This is a genomic window from Peribacillus sp. NJ4 (assembly GCF_030348345.1).
GTDB lineage: Bacteria > Bacillota > Bacilli > Bacillales > DSM-1321 > Peribacillus.
The window spans coordinates 62,501-77,500 of the sequence record NZ_JAUCFQ010000001.1; the positions used below are offsets into that span (position 1 = coordinate 62,501).

The 15,000-nt window shown below is 42.1% G+C and carries 13 protein-coding genes, 1 tRNA gene, 2 rRNA genes, 1 other RNA gene and 1 other annotated feature (1 of these 18 running past the window's edge); of the genes, 4 read left to right on the forward strand and 13 right to left on the reverse strand.

What is annotated here, in order from left to right:
* Nucleotides 1-38: 38 nt before the first annotated feature.
* The 7 genes from QUF94_RS00330 to tadA form a co-directional block, all read right to left on the reverse strand.
* Nucleotides 39-308, reverse strand: coding sequence for a pro-sigmaK processing inhibitor BofA family protein (locus tag QUF94_RS00330; protein ID WP_375090815.1), 270 nt, complete (start codon nt 306-308; stop codon nt 39-41).
* A gap of 108 nt (nt 309-416) precedes the next feature.
* The gene (locus QUF94_RS00335; RefSeq protein ID WP_260288908.1) at nt 417-635 is read right to left on the reverse strand and encodes a YaaL family protein; all 219 of its coding nucleotides are present in this window, start codon (nt 633-635) and stop codon (nt 417-419) included.
* Between the two features lie 20 nt (nt 636-655).
* On the reverse strand, nt 656-1,252 hold the full coding sequence (gene recR / locus QUF94_RS00340) for a recombination mediator RecR (RefSeq protein WP_289314114.1): 597 nt from the start codon (nt 1,250-1,252) through the stop codon (nt 656-658).
* Between the two features lie 60 nt (nt 1,253-1,312).
* Nucleotides 1,313-1,630: a YbaB/EbfC family nucleoid-associated protein gene (locus QUF94_RS00345; protein ID WP_053348895.1), complete on the reverse strand. Its 318-nt coding sequence runs from the start codon at nt 1,628-1,630 to the stop codon at nt 1,313-1,315.
* 21 nt (nt 1,631-1,651) lie between these two features.
* Nucleotides 1,652-3,340: a DNA polymerase III subunit gamma/tau gene (dnaX, locus tag QUF94_RS00350; RefSeq protein WP_289314115.1), complete on the reverse strand. Its 1,689-nt coding sequence runs from the start codon at nt 3,338-3,340 to the stop codon at nt 1,652-1,654.
* A 182-nt stretch (nt 3,341-3,522) separates the two neighbouring features.
* An RNA gene (ffs, locus tag QUF94_RS00355) (signal recognition particle sRNA large type) lies at nt 3,523-3,787 on the reverse strand.
* A 148-nt stretch (nt 3,788-3,935) separates the two neighbouring features.
* On the reverse strand, nt 3,936-4,442 hold the full coding sequence (tadA, locus tag QUF94_RS00360; RefSeq protein ID WP_289314116.1) for a tRNA adenosine(34) deaminase TadA: 507 nt from the start codon (nt 4,440-4,442) through the stop codon (nt 3,936-3,938).
* Between the two features lie 139 nt (nt 4,443-4,581).
* On the opposite strand from tadA, the gene QUF94_RS00365 reads away from it, so the two are divergent.
* The 3 genes from QUF94_RS00365 (at nt 4,582) to QUF94_RS00375 (ending at nt 6,612) form a co-directional block, all read left to right on the forward strand.
* Nucleotides 4,582-5,124 (forward strand): cysteine hydrolase family protein, encoded by a 543-nt coding sequence (locus QUF94_RS00365; protein WP_289314117.1) that lies wholly within the window; start codon nt 4,582-4,584, stop codon nt 5,122-5,124.
* Nucleotides 5,125-5,303: 179 nt separating this feature from the next.
* Nucleotides 5,304-5,963 (forward strand): deoxynucleoside kinase, encoded by a 660-nt coding sequence (locus QUF94_RS00370; RefSeq protein ID WP_289314118.1) that lies wholly within the window; start codon nt 5,304-5,306, stop codon nt 5,961-5,963.
* Nucleotides 5,941-6,612, forward strand: coding sequence for a deoxynucleoside kinase (locus tag QUF94_RS00375; protein ID WP_289314119.1), 672 nt, complete (start codon nt 5,941-5,943; stop codon nt 6,610-6,612). The genes QUF94_RS00370 and QUF94_RS00375 overlap by 23 nt, the downstream gene beginning before the upstream one ends.
* A gap of 121 nt (nt 6,613-6,733) precedes the next feature.
* Here the strand turns inward: QUF94_RS00375 and QUF94_RS00380 are convergent.
* The 4 genes from QUF94_RS00380 to guaB all read right to left on the reverse strand — a co-directional run bounded on the left by QUF94_RS00380 (nt 6,734) and on the right by guaB (nt 11,550).
* Nucleotides 6,734-6,826: transfer RNA gene (locus QUF94_RS00380), tRNA-Ser, on the reverse strand.
* Nucleotides 6,827-6,959: 133 nt separating this feature from the next.
* The gene (gene serS / locus QUF94_RS00385; protein WP_289314120.1) at nt 6,960-8,237 is read right to left on the reverse strand and encodes a serine--tRNA ligase; all 1,278 of its coding nucleotides are present in this window, start codon (nt 8,235-8,237) and stop codon (nt 6,960-6,962) included.
* A 63-nt stretch (nt 8,238-8,300) separates the two neighbouring features.
* Nucleotides 8,301-8,525: a binding site (T-box leader), on the reverse strand.
* Between the two features lie 68 nt (nt 8,526-8,593).
* Nucleotides 8,594-9,913: a D-alanyl-D-alanine carboxypeptidase family protein gene (locus QUF94_RS00390; protein ID WP_289314121.1), complete on the reverse strand. Its 1,320-nt coding sequence runs from the start codon at nt 9,911-9,913 to the stop codon at nt 8,594-8,596.
* Between the two features lie 173 nt (nt 9,914-10,086).
* A complete protein-coding gene (gene guaB, locus QUF94_RS00395; RefSeq protein WP_289314122.1) occupies nt 10,087-11,550 on the reverse strand; it encodes an IMP dehydrogenase in 1,464 nt (487 codons plus the stop codon).
* A 112-nt stretch (nt 11,551-11,662) separates the two neighbouring features.
* Here guaB and QUF94_RS00400 point away from each other — a divergent pair, with 112 nt between their 5' ends.
* Nucleotides 11,663-12,637 carry a YaaC family protein gene (locus QUF94_RS00400; RefSeq protein WP_289314123.1) on the forward strand — a complete coding sequence of 325 codons (975 nt, stop codon included), beginning with the start codon at nt 11,663-11,665 and terminating at the stop codon, nt 12,635-12,637.
* Nucleotides 12,638-12,708: 71 nt separating this feature from the next.
* Here QUF94_RS00400 and rrf read toward each other — a convergent pair.
* A 5S ribosomal RNA gene (gene rrf, locus QUF94_RS00405) occupies nt 12,709-12,824 on the reverse strand.
* Nucleotides 12,825-12,888: 64 nt separating this feature from the next.
* Nucleotides 12,889-15,000 (reverse strand): 23S ribosomal RNA (locus tag QUF94_RS00410) (it continues 821 nt past the right edge of the window).

A 15,000-nucleotide genomic window follows, 5' to 3' on the forward strand; every position in this document is an offset into this window, starting at 1 on the left:
TGAGGTTTTCATTAAAGTGACATCGACGCATATAGCCTTTAAATGATCCAATAACCAATGGCCGCCAAAGCTGCTACTCCTGGTATTCCAAGCAGGCCGGCGACTGCCGAGGTAACAGGGTTGATGGGTACATGGATGCCCGCTTGATTCCCAAGTGTATTCAGAAAGAACAAAAAGGCTGCACCGATGATGATTTTTATAATCCCCTGCCCTATAAACCGGACGGGTCTTAAAGGCGCCCCGATAATGAGAAGCATTAAAATCAGGCCACCAACTACAGCAACAAAGACAACTGGTTCCAAACTCATTCCTCCCCGCAAGCTTGTACTACACTTATATGAACGGATCTACGGATTAAGAACTGAAACAAAAAAATGGCTATGAGGAAAATGCAATCCTTCACAGCCATCTCCTTATCATCTTTTTAAGCGGACGTTCCTTCTTTTAACTTCCCTGAATAAGTAGAAATATTTCACTTCCGCCAGTCTTGCTTGGGCGATTACTTCCTCAGATGGATCAACGCTTTTTTCAAGTAATGATTTTTGATTATGCCAATTCCATTTCAAATGTTCAAGCTCCTCGATTAATGAATCATTGAATTCATTTCGAAGTTTCTTTTTTTTACGAAAGAACAAGTGAAGTCCTCCCAGCTATCTTATATTTCTCTTCTTCCTTCTATTGCTTTTGATAGCGTTACTTCATCCGCATACTCCAAATCTCCGCCAACTGGAAGTCCGTGGGCAATTCGGGTCACTTTAATCCCTGACGGTCTGAGCAACCGCGAAATATACATGGCTGTCGCTTCACCTTCAATGTTAGGATTAGTAGCCAAAATGACCTCCAACACAGTTTCATCTTGCAGGCGCTTTAATAAATCAGGAATATTTATATCTTCCGGACCGATTCCGTCCATCGGGGAAATACTGCCGTGCAGTACATGGTATAAACCACTGAACTCTCTCATCTTTTCCATGGCTATTACATCTTTTGGGTCCTGAACCACACAAATCAAACTTCTGTCCCTCTTTTGATCTTCACATATATAACAGGGATCTTGATCTGTAATATGACCACAGACTGAACAATACATTAGATTCCGTTTGGCATTCACAAGTGCTTTTGCAAAATCCAAAACAGTATCTTCCTTCATGCTTAGTACATGAAAGGCTAATCGAGCAGCAGTTTTAGGCCCAATCCCCGGCAATTTCATAAAACTGTCAATGAGCTTGGAAATTGGTTCTGGATAATGCATCGAATTCCTCCTAAAAATTTCAAAAGAAACCTCCTGAAAGGAAGTTTCTTTTGAACTTGCTTAAAACATACCCGGAAGGTTCATTCCCTTAGTGAATTGTCCCATCGTTTGGTTTGTCAGTTCTTCCGCCTTTTTCAAAGCATCGTTAGTTGCAGCCAGGACTAAATCCTGAAGCATATCTATATCATCCGGATCGACAACTTCCGGTTTGATGATTACATCAACTATTTCCTTATGGCCTGTCACGATAACCGTTACCATTCCACCGCCAGCTGTGCCTTCAATCTTTTTTTCACCTAATTCTTCTTGTGCCTCTGCCATCTTCTTTTGCATCTTTTGCATTTGTTTCATCATGTTTTGCATATTACCGCCGCGCATACCCATTTTCCTTACCTCCAATTATTCTTTAATTTCAAGTAAATCATCGCCGACTAATTTTCTAGCCTCTGCTATAAAGGGGTCTTCTTCTTTTGATTCCGTTTCTTCTGGACCGTCGAACTGCTGTGTTGAGATGAAATCCTCCCGCAACCTTTGCCACTGGCTCTCCGGAACACCAGCGATTTCCATTCTGTGTCCGGTCAATTGCTGCATGATCGAGGCAATCACTTCCACGAAACGGATATTTTCCATTGCCATTTGACAATGAATATCATATTTGAATTTTACCACAAAAGCTTCAGTTGACGCAGCAACAGGTTCTGCCTCCGTTAATAAAGCTGCCAATGACTTTTGGTTTTGCTGACCTAACTGTTCAAGGACTTCCCCCCACTTACTTTTCACAGCATTAAGACCTGGCTTAGTAGCTTGTTTCAAAACTTGATTGATCTTTCCTGCAGGAGCTTTATACGCCTTTTTAATGGACCTTTGTGCCTTTGCCTGCTCTGCAGGTTTTTCTGTCATGGCTGCTGGAACGCCATTTTTCTGCATTTCCAGTAATTTCTTCTCTAAATCCTCTATTTTCTGCTGCAGCTGTTGAAGCTGCCCATTATCCACTTGATTGGGCCTCTGCTCATTACATAACTTCACAAGTGCCACTTCAAGGAAAATCCTTGGATGATTTGTCCATTTCATATCCTGCTGTGTTTGATTGAAGCTTTCAATAATGGAGTAAATCGATTCAGATGAAATTACTTCTGCCAATTCTTTAAATTGGGGATCTATCAATACACGCTCGAAGGATTCTGCCAGTGCCGGTGCCGTTTGAAACAAAAGCATGTCACGGAAATAATAAATCATGTCTTCTATGAACCTAGCCGGGTCTTTTCCCATAGCTAGCAACTCTTCAAGGACTTCAAGTGCCACCGCTACTTCTTTATCATAAATAGCTTTTGCCAATCGGCTTAAAAATGCCTGCGAAACTGAGCCGGTGACAGTCAATGCATCTTCCATAGAAACCGTATCTTCACTGAAGGAAATCGCTTGATCAAGAAGGCTTAGGGCATCTCGCATCCCGCCTTCAGCTGCCCTTGCAATGATATGCAGGGCTTGTTCATCACATGAAACACCTGTCTCTGCGATGATCTGTGACATCCTGCCAACTATATCTTGAGGCTGAATCCTTTTAAAATCAAACCTTTGGCAACGGGAGATGATAGTTAGTGGAATCTTATGAGGTTCAGTCGTCGCCAATATGAAAATTACGTGCTTCGGGGGTTCTTCCAATGTCTTTAAAAGCGCATTGAAAGCCCCTTGTGAAAGCATATGTACCTCGTCAATGATATAAACTTTATATGTAACCGCGTTCGGTGCATATTTGACCTTATCACGAATGTCACGGATTTCCTCGACACCATTATTGGATGCTGCATCAATTTCTATAACATCTGATATGGAGCCATCAGTGATTCCGCGGCAGGTAGCACATTCGTTACAGGGCTCACTTGTCGGGGCATGCTCACAATTCACTGCTTTTGCAAGAATTTTGGCAGCACTTGTTTTCCCTGTCCCACGTGGACCGGAAAATAAATAGGCATGCGAAACCTTTTGCCCGACCAAGGCATTCTGCAACGTTTTCGTTACATGTTCCTGCCCCACTACATCAATGAATTGTTGTGGCCGCCATACCCGGTATAATGCTTGATACCCCACGGAAATCCCTCCTTTTTTTCTCCATCTTGTTTATTATACATTACTGATTTCCTTAATTTCAAAGTCTAAAAAGAAATTTCATGATTGCCTGATTTTTTTCAAAACGCCAATCAGTTTACCTTCTTGGCATAAAAAAAAACCCACCCGAAACGAATGAGTTTTTTGTTTATGTAAAATAACTGCCGTGCACCTTCTGTCGATTAGCAACCATAAGCGTTACTTAAGCAGTTAGCTCGGCCCAGGCAACCCTGCGGCACATGAGAACTTCCACTTAATGCTGCTTCCTTCCGGACCTGACATGGTTCATGGAGTCCCATTGCGCAGGACCCGGGCGTCAACACCACTTACTTAAGGCAGGCCCTACAGAATGCTAACCTCGAGAAGGGATTCAACCTCGCTAGAGCGGATTGCGAGTACAGGGCACCGCTACCTCCCCGTCTAGCACGGCAAATGTAATACCAATTTCGCAGCGTCATTACGACGCATAATTCATTATACTAAGGTAACAAAAAAAACGCAAGTGTTGTTAACGGAACAGTATGATTCCATTTTTTTCAAAAGAAGCAAGGCCGCATGTTCAATGATCATTTTTCACCTATTTATTTTCTTCGACTCTCTTTAGTGCCTGCTCTCTTTTCAAAGTTTTCTTTCTATTCCTAAGCTCTTTAAAAAAAGAAGTCAGTATCCAACCACACTCTTCGCCTAATACACCGCTAGTTACTTCACATTGATGGTTAAAGCGTTCATCTCGAAGTAAATCCATGAATGTCCCTGCACAGCCAGCCTTTGGATCGTGCGCTCCAAAAACAACCCGTCTTATCCTCGATTGCAAAATGGCACCGGCACACATGGGACAGGGTTCCAACGTTACATATAACGTCGCATCCTCAAGACGCCAACTGCCAAGTGCATTGCAAGCCTCATTGATCGCAAGTAGCTCCGCATGTGCCGTCGCATTCTGTTCCGTTTCCCTCAGGTTATGCCCCGTCGAAATAACTTGATCATCTATTACGATTAAAGCGCCAATCGGCACCTCATTCAACATCTGTGCCTTTTCTGCTTCCTTTAAGGCTAAATTCATGTAATAAAAATCATCCTTCATAAAAAAACCCCCTCATATTAAGTAGGAGTAAACAGACAAATATAAGACAAAATAAAGGTCATACTACTTATTCTAATGAATAGTAACGCAATCTGCATATGTGCCGCAAGTAAATTCTCACATTAAAGGAGCATATACCATGAATCGACCAGAATCGCCTACTTTCGCCTTGCTTATCATTGATATGATCAACGATTTTGATTTCAAATACGGGAATATGCTCCTTGAACATACGAAGGATATCGTCGATCCGATATTGAAATTAAAAAAGCAAATGAAAGAAAAAGGATTCCCAATCATATATATCAATGATCATTACGAGTTATGGCAGGCTGACTTCGATAAAATTATTGATACATGTAAAAATAATCGAAATGCCTCTTTAATAGAACGGATAAAACCTCAGCAAGACGAGTTCTTTCTCATCAAGCCGAAGCATTCTGCATTTTACGGGACAGCCCTCAACACATTACTCAAACGATTAAAGGTGGATACCCTGATCATTACCGGCATAGCTGGTAACATCTGTGTGCTATTCACGGCCAATGATGCCTATATGCGTGAATATCAATTATGGATACCCAAGGATTGCATCGCTTCAGCCTCAAAGGAAGATAATCATTATGCATTAAAGATGATGAAACATGTTCTCAAGGCATCCATAAAATATGGGGAAATTTAACAGACGAACCAGGCACTAACCTATCATATCTCCTCGTTAAACAATCTTTCATTCTCCTTCATTAGCAAGCTGACAAAAATATCACTTAAGACCCAAGTCTGTGTTACAATATCTCTTGGCTGAAATACCTAATAAACTGGGAATTTTAGTTTGATACCTCATGAAGGAGGACAGATTGGATGAAATCCACCCCATTTATCACTGTCGAAGGTCCAATTGGCGTGGGAAAAACATCACTTGCAAAAGTTATCGCAGATCATTTTCAAATTTCATTATTGAAGGAAATCGTTGATGAAAATCCATTTCTCGGGAAATTCTACAACGATATTGATGAGTGGAGCTTTCAAACAGAAATGTTTTTTCTATGTAACCGTTATAAACAATTGGAAGATATCGAAAAGAATTATCTTACCAATGACCAAGCCGTGGTCGCTGATTACCATATATTCAAGAACTTGATATTTGCTGAACGAACTTTAAAAAATGAACAGTACAATAAATACCTTGAAATATTCAATATTTTAACACGGGATATGCCCAAACCTAATATGGTCATTTATTTAAACGCAAGTCTAGATACCCTTCTCTCCCGAATCGATAAAAGAGGCCGTGAATTCGAAAAAAATATATCCTCCGTTTATTTAGAGCAGTTATCCGCGGATTATCGAACATTCATGGAAACGTTCGAGATACGGCACCCTGACATACCTGTTCTTACATTCAACGGAGATGAACTGGATTTCGTAGGCAACAAGGATGATTTGAAAACGATAATCAACCAAATAGAGAATGCCCTGCAAAAAGGAGTAAAGTCAAATGAACTTACGAAAGAAATATAATATTCCAAACAACGCCGTCATTACGATAGCAGGGACGGTTGGAGTAGGAAAATCGACCATGACCAATGCATTAGCCGATGCCCTTCAATTTAGGACATCCTTTGAAAAGGTTGATACGAACCCCTACCTGGATAAGTTTTACGATGATTTTAATCGTTGGAGTTTCCACCTGCAAATCTATTTCCTCGCTGAACGTTTTAAAGAGCAAAAAAAAATCTTTGAATATGGCGGCGGTTTTATCCAAGACCGTTCCATTTATGAAGACACTGGAATATTTGCAAAAATGCATTATGAAAAAGGTACGATGAACGATGTCGACTACGAAACATACACAAGCCTTTTCAACGCGATGGTTATGACGCCATACTTCCCGCACCCTGATTTACTTATCTATCTCGAAGGTTCACTGGACGATATCCTCGACCGGATCCAAGAGCGTGGCCGTCCAATGGAACAGCATACCCCAATTGAATATTGGCAGGAGATGCATGGCCGTTACGAAGAATGGATCGATCAATTTAACGCCTGTCCTGTCCTTCGATTAAATATAAACGAATATGACCTTATGCAGGATGAAGCAAGTATCGAACCTCTTATAAAACGGATTGCCGAATATATGGAGCAAACCAAATTGTTACGAAATATGTAAAACAGAAAAACCACCGATTATCCGGTGGTTTTTTAATATATTAGAAAACAAAAATTCCGTTACATTTCTGTAACGGAATTCATCGATATCCAATTTATGCGCTGTGGTTATTAATAAGTTATGGAGGAGGTAGAGGGATTCGAACCCCCGCGGGATTTGACTCCCCTGTCGGTTTTCAAGACCGATCCCTTCAGCCGAACTTGGGTATACCTCCGTATCAACATTTATTATAATACATTGATTTAAAATTAAAGTCAAGCAGTCTACAAAGTTTTTTTAAAATAATTTTCAAACTTAGCTAAAAAGGAGAATCAGCCTCTTATATTCAGAAGCTGATTCCTTTTAACTTACGGTTTAATGACTTCCGCACCGCGCATATATGGACGTAAAACTTCAGGAATGATGACACTGCCATCTTCCTGCTGATAATTTTCCAAAAGCGCGGCGACTGTGCGGCCGATTGCCAAACCTGATCCATTTAGAGTATGGACATGTTCCGGCTTACCTTTTGCATCACGTCGGAAGCGGATATTGGCACGTCTAGCCTGGAATGCTTCAAAATTACTGCAAGAAGAAATTTCGCGATAAGTTCCATAACTCGGGATCCAAACCTCGATATCATACTTTTTAGCAGCAGTGAAACCAAGATCTCCCGTACACATGCTTAGTACTCGATATGGAAGACCTAGCAATTGAAGGACCTTTTCGGCATGACCTGTAAGATTTTCTAATTCCGCATAAGAATCTTCCGGCTTCACGAACTTCACTAACTCAACTTTATTGAACTGGTGCTGACGAATTAAGCCGCGGGTATCACGACCAGCAGATCCTGCCTCTGAACGGAATGAAGCACTGTATGCCGCATAGCTTATTGGCAGATCGTCCATGCTCATGATTTCATCACGATGGAAATTTGTCACCGGGACTTCAGCTGTAGGAATCAAGAAGTAATCTTCACTTTCAATACGGAAGGCATCTTCCTCGAATTTTGGCAATTGACCTGTGCCAGTCATACTTGCACGGTTCACCATATATGGAGGCAGCATTTCTTCATATCCATGATCTTCAACATGAAGGTCTAACATAAAGCTAATTAAAGCACGCTCTAATCGAGCACCAAGACCCCTATAAAATACAAATCGGCTTCCGGTCACTTTTGCTGCCCGTTCAAAATCCAGGATACCTAGATCTCCAGCAACATCCCAGTGTGGTTTCGGTTCAAACTTGAATTCCGGCAATTCTCCCCATTTACGGATTTCAACATTATCGTCTTCCGTTTCACCCACTGGCACACTTTCATGCGGAATATTAGGAATGGAAAGAAGTAATGTTCCTAACTGGGCTTCCACTTCACGAAGCTCATCATCGAATCCTTTGATTCGATCGCCAACTTCACGCATTTCAGCAATCAACTGATCAGCATCTTTTTTCTCCCGTTTCAATATGGCCACTTGATTTGAAACTTCATTTCTTTTGCTTTTCAATTTTTCCGTATCAGCAATCAAAGCCCGACGCTTTACATCCAATTCCTCAAATTTACCTAAATCGGTTAAATCTTCACCTCTAAATTGCAGTACACGTTTCACTTCTTCAAAATTATTTCTTACATATTTCAAATCCAACATACTCAGTTCCTCCTTAATATTTTGATGATCTATCAAAGAACGCAAAAAACTCCCGTCCCCTGAAGAAGGGACGAGAGTTAACCCGCGTTGCCACCCTAGTTGAAGGCATATGAAAAATGCCTACCACTTATCACGATAACGGCTTTTAACCGAAAGCATTTACTGACCCAAAAGGCTTTCCATACTCTGCTCCAGGAGGGATTCACAAAACTCTCACACCGATTTTCACCAGCCATCGGCTCTCTATAGAAAGAAATACTTGTTACTATATCCTGTCATTGCTTTCTTATATATCAGATTGTTTTCCATAATGTACTATAATTTTGTACATTACGCAACCGTTTTATACACGAAACTTAAAACCAGCCTTTAACAGTAGAAGCTACACTGCTCCATACATCACCAAAGAATCCGCCAACCGCTCGCATTGATAACACGAACCAGTTTGCCTTTTCAACAGATTCAGCAGCTACGACGTTAACCTTCACTGGATCACCGTTAATGTACCCGTAATCTTCGCCGTTTTTAGGAGTGACTGTGATGTAACCAAGCTTTTCACCTTTTTTGATTGGTGCAGACAACTTACCATCATCATTCAATTTGTTTTTATCGATCACTAAGTCTGTTTTATAGTTATCTTTCTCGCCATTTTCAACAAGCAGCTCGATCGCTTTTTCAGATTGAATCTTAACGTTTTTTTCCTTACCTTTTACTACCGAAAGAGTTTCTTTCCCTTTCACCTGGTAATTGGCTGGAAGGATTTTTTCTTTTTTAAAGGTTGCATAAGCATAGTCCATCAGCTTAGTGCTATCTGCAAAACGTTCATTTTTATTAGTGGACTTCATAACCACTGTAATATAGCGCTGACCATTCTGGATAACCGTCCCTGTATGACCATAACCGGCAAAGTCGGTAGATCCAGTTTTCAGTCCATCTACGCCTTTATATTCAAATATCAGACCAGGCAACATCCAGTTGAAGTTAGGATATTCTTTTCCATCACGGAACTTCAATTTAGAAATACTTGCGATTTTTAACACTTCCGGATAATCGTTTATTAGACGATAAGCAAGAAGAGCAGTATCTTTTGCTGTCATGATATTTTCTTCATCTTCTTTACCGGCAGGATACTGCCCTAATAGATCGGTGTTATTCAAACCGCTGGCATTAACGAATTTATGGTTTTTCAAGCCTAATTGTTTTGCTTTTTCGTTCATTAATTTAACGAAATTCTTTTCACTTCCGGAAACCAACTGTGCTAAAGCAACTGTTGCCGCATTTCCAGAATAGACGGCCATAGCTTGATATAGTTCCTTAACTGTATAATCTTCACCTTCTGTTAACCCAACATTCGACAAATTCGGTGCTTTTGAAAGATCATGTACGTATTTATTTATTTTAACTTTTTGATCCCAACTGATTTTCCCATTTTCAATTGACTCCATTATGATGTACTCAGTCATCATTTTTGACATGGATGCAATCCCTAATACTTTATCGGCATTTTTTTCATAAACGATTTGTCCTGTTTCGCCATCAATGATGATGGCTGCTTCTGCTTTTAAATCTAAATTATCAGATTCAGCAACAGCTTCCCCCGGTTGATAGGCAAATTGCGACATAACAAGAACAAAAACAAAAGTGAAAATGAGGGTCATCTTGCTGATTTTTTTCAATTTCCAATACCTCCAACTTTTAAGCTAATCTCTATAACAAAGAAGAAACTTTATGTAATTCCCTTGACACCTTGTCTAGTTTATCACAGAAAAAATAAAAAAAATAGACAGAGTAATCGTAGACTCTGTCTATTTTAACAATAAATTTTAATGACGATTATATGTTAAATTCATTACATTGAGTAGTTAGGTGCTTCTTTAGTAATTTGGACATCATGAGGGTGGCTCTCCCTTAATCCGGCACCAGTCATTTTGACAAATTGAGAGTTTTCTCTTAACTCTTCCAATGTGGCTGTACCGCAATATCCCATACCTGAACGAATGCCGCCAATCAGTTGGAAAATGGTATCTGAAAGAGGTCCTTTGTATGGAAGGCGCCCTTCGATGCCTTCCGGTACGAATTTCTTGTTATCTTCTTGGAAGTAACGATCCTTAGATCCCTTTTCCATTGCAGCAACAGAACCCATACCCCGATAAACTTTAAAACGGCGACCTTGGAAAATTTCCGTTTCACCTGGGCTTTCAGTTACACCCGCAAGCATACTGCCTAGCATTACTGCATGTCCGCCTGCAGCGAGGGCTTTAACGATGTCACCAGAGTATTTGATTCCGCCATCAGCGATAATCGTTTTACCATATTTTCTTGCTTCTGTCGCACAATCGAAGACTGCCGTGATTTGGGGAACACCTACACCAGCTACAACCCTTGTCGTACAGATCGATCCTGGTCCGATTCCCACTTTCACTACATCAGCTCCCGCTTCAATCAATGCTTTCGTTCCTTCAGCTGTTGCCACATTACCAGCAATAATCGTCAATTCAGGATATGCCTTGCGGATTTCCTTCACCATTTCAAGGACGCCTTCTGAATGACCGTGAGCAGTATCAAGTACAATTGCATCGACTTGAGACTTAACAAGCATTTCTACACGTTTCATTGTATCTTTTGTCACACCGACAGCAGCACCTGCAAGTAATCTTCCTTGCTTATCTTTCGCCGAGTTCGGGAACTCAATGACTTTTTCAATATCCTTGATCGTAATGAGTCCTTTAAGAACACCATTATCGTCTACAAGGGGAAGCTTTTCAATTTTGTATTTTTGAAGAATCTTTTCTGCTTGTTCCAAGTTAGTTCCCACTGGCGCTGTAACTAGATTCTCAACAGTCATGACACTGGAAATCTTCAAGGAAAAATCGGAAATAAATCGCAAATCACGGTTTGTAATGATACCCACAAGTTTTTGATCCTCTATATTGTTGACTACAGGCACACCCGAAATGCGATATTTGCCCATTAAATGCTCTGCATCAAATACTTGATGATCTGGCGTTAAGAAAAACGGATCGGTAATAACACCGCTTTCTGAACGTTTTACTTTATCCACCAGTTCAGCTTGTGCTTCAATAGACATATTTTTATGAATGATACCTAATCCACCTTGACGAGCCATGGCAATTGCCATTTCAGCTTCTGTCACGGTATCCATTCCTGCGCTGATGATAGGAAGGTTGAGCTTTAAATTTTCAGATAAGCTGACTTGAAGGTTAACATCTTTCGGCAAAACCTCTGATTTCGCTGGAATTAATAGGACATCATCAAAGGTTAAACCTTCTTTTGCAAATTTATTTTCCCACATTATTTTCCCCTCCTGCTTAAAAATATTATTTGTAGGTTATCAATAGGACATACTACTGTCAAGAAGAGAAATAAATGTTTGATTATTCTATTAATTCGGAGGAGAGGCTGCAATGCCTGAAAACAATGATAATTTCGATAAATATACACCTTTTTTTTCCGCATCTGCCTCACAACTTTTTTTACAAAAATGTTACACGCATGAAAAAATTGCAGAAGCGGAAATAAAAAGTTACGAAAATTGTTATCCATTTATATACCATCTTGAACATGCTAAAACTTATTATAATCAGGCTGCGATCGCTCCACTTTCCATACAACCAATCCTAACATTTTATGGATTCGCCCAATTGTTGAAGGCCTGTCTGCTCACGATTGATCCCAACTATCCCGAATCAACTTCGTTACTTGCCCATGGGGTAACTACGAGAAAAAGGAAAAAACAACAATACGAATTTATAAAGGACGAAGTGAAAACGCAAAAGAATGGACTTTTCACCTGCATTGCCGAGAAGTTATTCCATATCAAGCATCTGGAGGGCGAAAAATTTTCCATGGGTACGTTATTGAAGGAAATCCCAGATATGCAAAACTTTACATGGTCTATTTCCAAGAAAAATTTCGTCGCCCTGTTACCCTCTTCAAACGGCTTTCAATTACCTTCATCCGTATTGGATAGCTATCAAATGTCCAGCAATCGATTGGAAGAATTTTTAAAATCCAAAACGAACCAAGTTTACAGTATTTCAGAATCTCCTGGGACACTGCATTTAATAACAGATAACGTTCCTATTTATAATGCTACCTCTCCAATACGCTATAATTTGGCAGAAGGAGAGTTCATGCTATCACTCAATAAAGATTCGTCGGCTTTTTCATTACCTGAACTTTTAATACATTATTTGATTTCTTATAACCTTAGTATAATAGCCCGTTATGAAACAGAATGGTGGGCAGAGCTGATGAAAACTATGCCTAATGATGATTACCCTTGCATTGTGCAATTCCTTAAAATAAGCCAAGCTAAGGTGCCATTCTTAATATTTGAATGGATTAAGACAGAAAGGTTAAACTTTTCATCCTTTTAACTATCAATGTTGAAATGATCTATCCCAAAACGACGAAAAAAGACCAGCCAAAATGGCTGATCTTAGAAATGGCTTGGCGGCGTCCTACTCTCACAGGGGGAAACCCCCAACTACCATCGGCGCTGAAGAGCTTAACTGCCGTGTTCGGAATGGGAACGGGTGTGACCTCTTCGCTATCGCCACCAAACAATAAAGGAACGTTGTTCCTTCAAAACTAGATAATAAGAAGGTATTTCATTTTTTAAAAAGCGTTGGTTAAGTCCTCGATCTATTAGTATCAGTCAGCTCCACATGTCGCCACGCTTCCACCTCTGACCTATCAACCTGATCATCTTTCAGGGATCTTACTAGCTTGCGCCATGGGAAATCTCATCTTGAGGGGGGCTTCATGCTTAGATGCTTTCAGCACTTATCCCGTCCGCACGTAGCTACCCAGCTATGCCTTTGGCAAGACAACTGGTACACCAGCGGTGCGTCCATCCCGGTCCTCTCGTACTAAGGACAGCTCCTCTCAAATTTCCTGCGCCCGCGACGGATAGGGACCGAACTGTCTCACGACGTTCTGAACCCAGCTCGCGTACCGCTTTAATGGGCGAACAGCCCAACCCTTGGGACCGACTACAGCCCCAGGATGCGATGAGCCGACATCGAGGTGCCAAACCTCCCCGTCGATGTGGACTCTTGGGGGAGATAAGCCTGTTATCCCCGGGGTAGCTTTTATCCGTTGAGCGATGGCCCTTCCATGCGGAACCACCGGATCACTAAGCCCGACTTTCGTCCCTGCTCGACTTGTAGGTCTCGCAGTCAAGCTCCCTTGTGCCTTTACACTCTACGAATGATTTCCAACCATTCTGAGGGAACCTTTGGGCGCCTCCGTTACTCTTTAGGAGGCGACCGCCCCAGTCAAACTGCCCACCTGACACTGTCTCCCACCCCGATAAGGGGCGCGGGTTAGAATTTCAATACAGCCAGGGTAGTATCCCACCAACGCCTCCACCGAAGCTAGCGCTCCGGCTTCTCAGGCTCCTACCTATCCTGTACAAGCTGTACCAAAATTCAATATCAGGCTGCAGTAAAGCTCCACGGGGTCTTTCCGTCCTGTCGCGGGTAACCTGCATCTTCACAGGTACTATAATTTCACCGAGTCTCTCGTTGAGACAGTGCCCAGATCGTTACACCTTTCGTGCGGGTCGGAACTTACCCGACAAGGAATTTCGCTACCTTAGGACCGTTATAGTTACGGCCGCCGTTTACTGGGGCTTCGGTTCAAAGCTTCGCTTGCGCTAACCTCTCCCCTTAACCTTCCAGCACCGGGCAGGTGTCAGCCCCTATACTTCGCCTTGCGGCTTCGCAGAGACCTGTGTTTTTGCTAAACAGTCGCCTGGGCCTATTCACTGCGGCTTTTCCGGGCTATTCACCCTAAAAAGCACCCCTTCTCCCGAAGTTACGGGGTCATTTTGCCGAGTTCCTTAACGAGAGTTCTCTCGCACACCTTAGGATTCTCTCCTCGCCTACCTGTGTCGGTTTGCGGTACGGGCACCTTACATCTCACTAGAGGCTTTTCTTGGCAGCGTGGAATCAGGAACTTCGGTACTATATTTCCCTCGCCATCACAGCTCCGCCTTAATGGAAACGGGATTTGCCTCGTTTCCGGCCTAACTGCTTGGACGCGCATATCCAACAGCGCGCTTACCCTATCCTTCTGCGTCCCCCCATCGTTCAAACGATGTATAGGTGGTACAGGAATATCAACCTGTTGTCCATCGCCTACGCCTTTCGGCCTCGGCTTAGGTCCCGACTAACCCTGAGCGGACGAGCCTTCCTCAGGAAACCTTAGGCATTCGGTGGAAGGGATTCTCACCCTTCTTTCGCTACTCATACCGGCATTCTCACTTCTAAGCGCTCCACCAGTCCTTCCGGTCTGACTTCAACGCCCTTAGAACGCTCTCCTACCATCGACACCTAATGGTGTCAATCCACAGCTTCGGTGATACGTTTAGCCCCGGTACATTTTCGGCGCGGAGTCACTCGACCAGTGAGCTATTACGCACTCTTTAAATGGTGGCTGCTTCTGAGCCAACATCCTGGTTGTCTAAGCAACTCCACATCCTTTTCCACTTAACGTATACTTTGGGACCTTAGCTGGTGGTCTGGGCTGTTTCCCTTTCGACTACGGATCTTATCACTCGCAGTCTGACTCCCAAGAATAAGTATTTGGCATTCGGAGTTTGACTGAATTCGGTAACCCGTTGGGGGCCCCTAGTCCAATCAGTGCTCTACCTCCAATACTCTCATCTTGAGGCTAGCCCTAAAGCTATTTCGGAGAGAACCAGCTATCTCCAGGTTCGATTGGAATTTCTCCG

Coding starts and splice junctions, on each gene's coding strand:
- QUF94_RS00330 (WP_375090815.1), bottom strand. CDS start 308: ATGAGTTTGGAACCAGTTGTCTTTGTTGCTGTAGTTGGTGGCCTGATT.
- recR (WP_289314114.1), bottom strand. CDS start 1,252: ATGCATTATCCAGAACCAATTTCCAAGCTCATTGACAGTTTTATGAAA.
- QUF94_RS00345 (WP_053348895.1), bottom strand. CDS start 1,630: ATGCGCGGCGGTAATATGCAAAACATGATGAAACAAATGCAAAAGATG.
- tadA (WP_289314116.1), bottom strand. CDS start 4,442: ATGAAGGATGATTTTTATTACATGAATTTAGCCTTAAAGGAAGCAGAA.
- QUF94_RS00365 (WP_289314117.1), top strand. CDS start 4,582: ATGAATCGACCAGAATCGCCTACTTTCGCCTTGCTTATCATTGATATG.
- QUF94_RS00370 (WP_289314118.1), top strand. CDS start 5,304: ATGAAATCCACCCCATTTATCACTGTCGAAGGTCCAATTGGCGTGGGA.
- QUF94_RS00375 (WP_289314119.1), top strand. CDS start 5,941: ATGAACTTACGAAAGAAATATAATATTCCAAACAACGCCGTCATTACG.
- serS (WP_289314120.1), bottom strand. CDS start 8,237: ATGTTGGATTTGAAATATGTAAGAAATAATTTTGAAGAAGTGAAACGT.
- guaB (WP_289314122.1), bottom strand. CDS start 11,550: ATGTGGGAAAATAAATTTGCAAAAGAAGGTTTAACCTTTGATGATGTC.
- QUF94_RS00400 (WP_289314123.1), top strand. CDS start 11,663: ATGCCTGAAAACAATGATAATTTCGATAAATATACACCTTTTTTTTCC.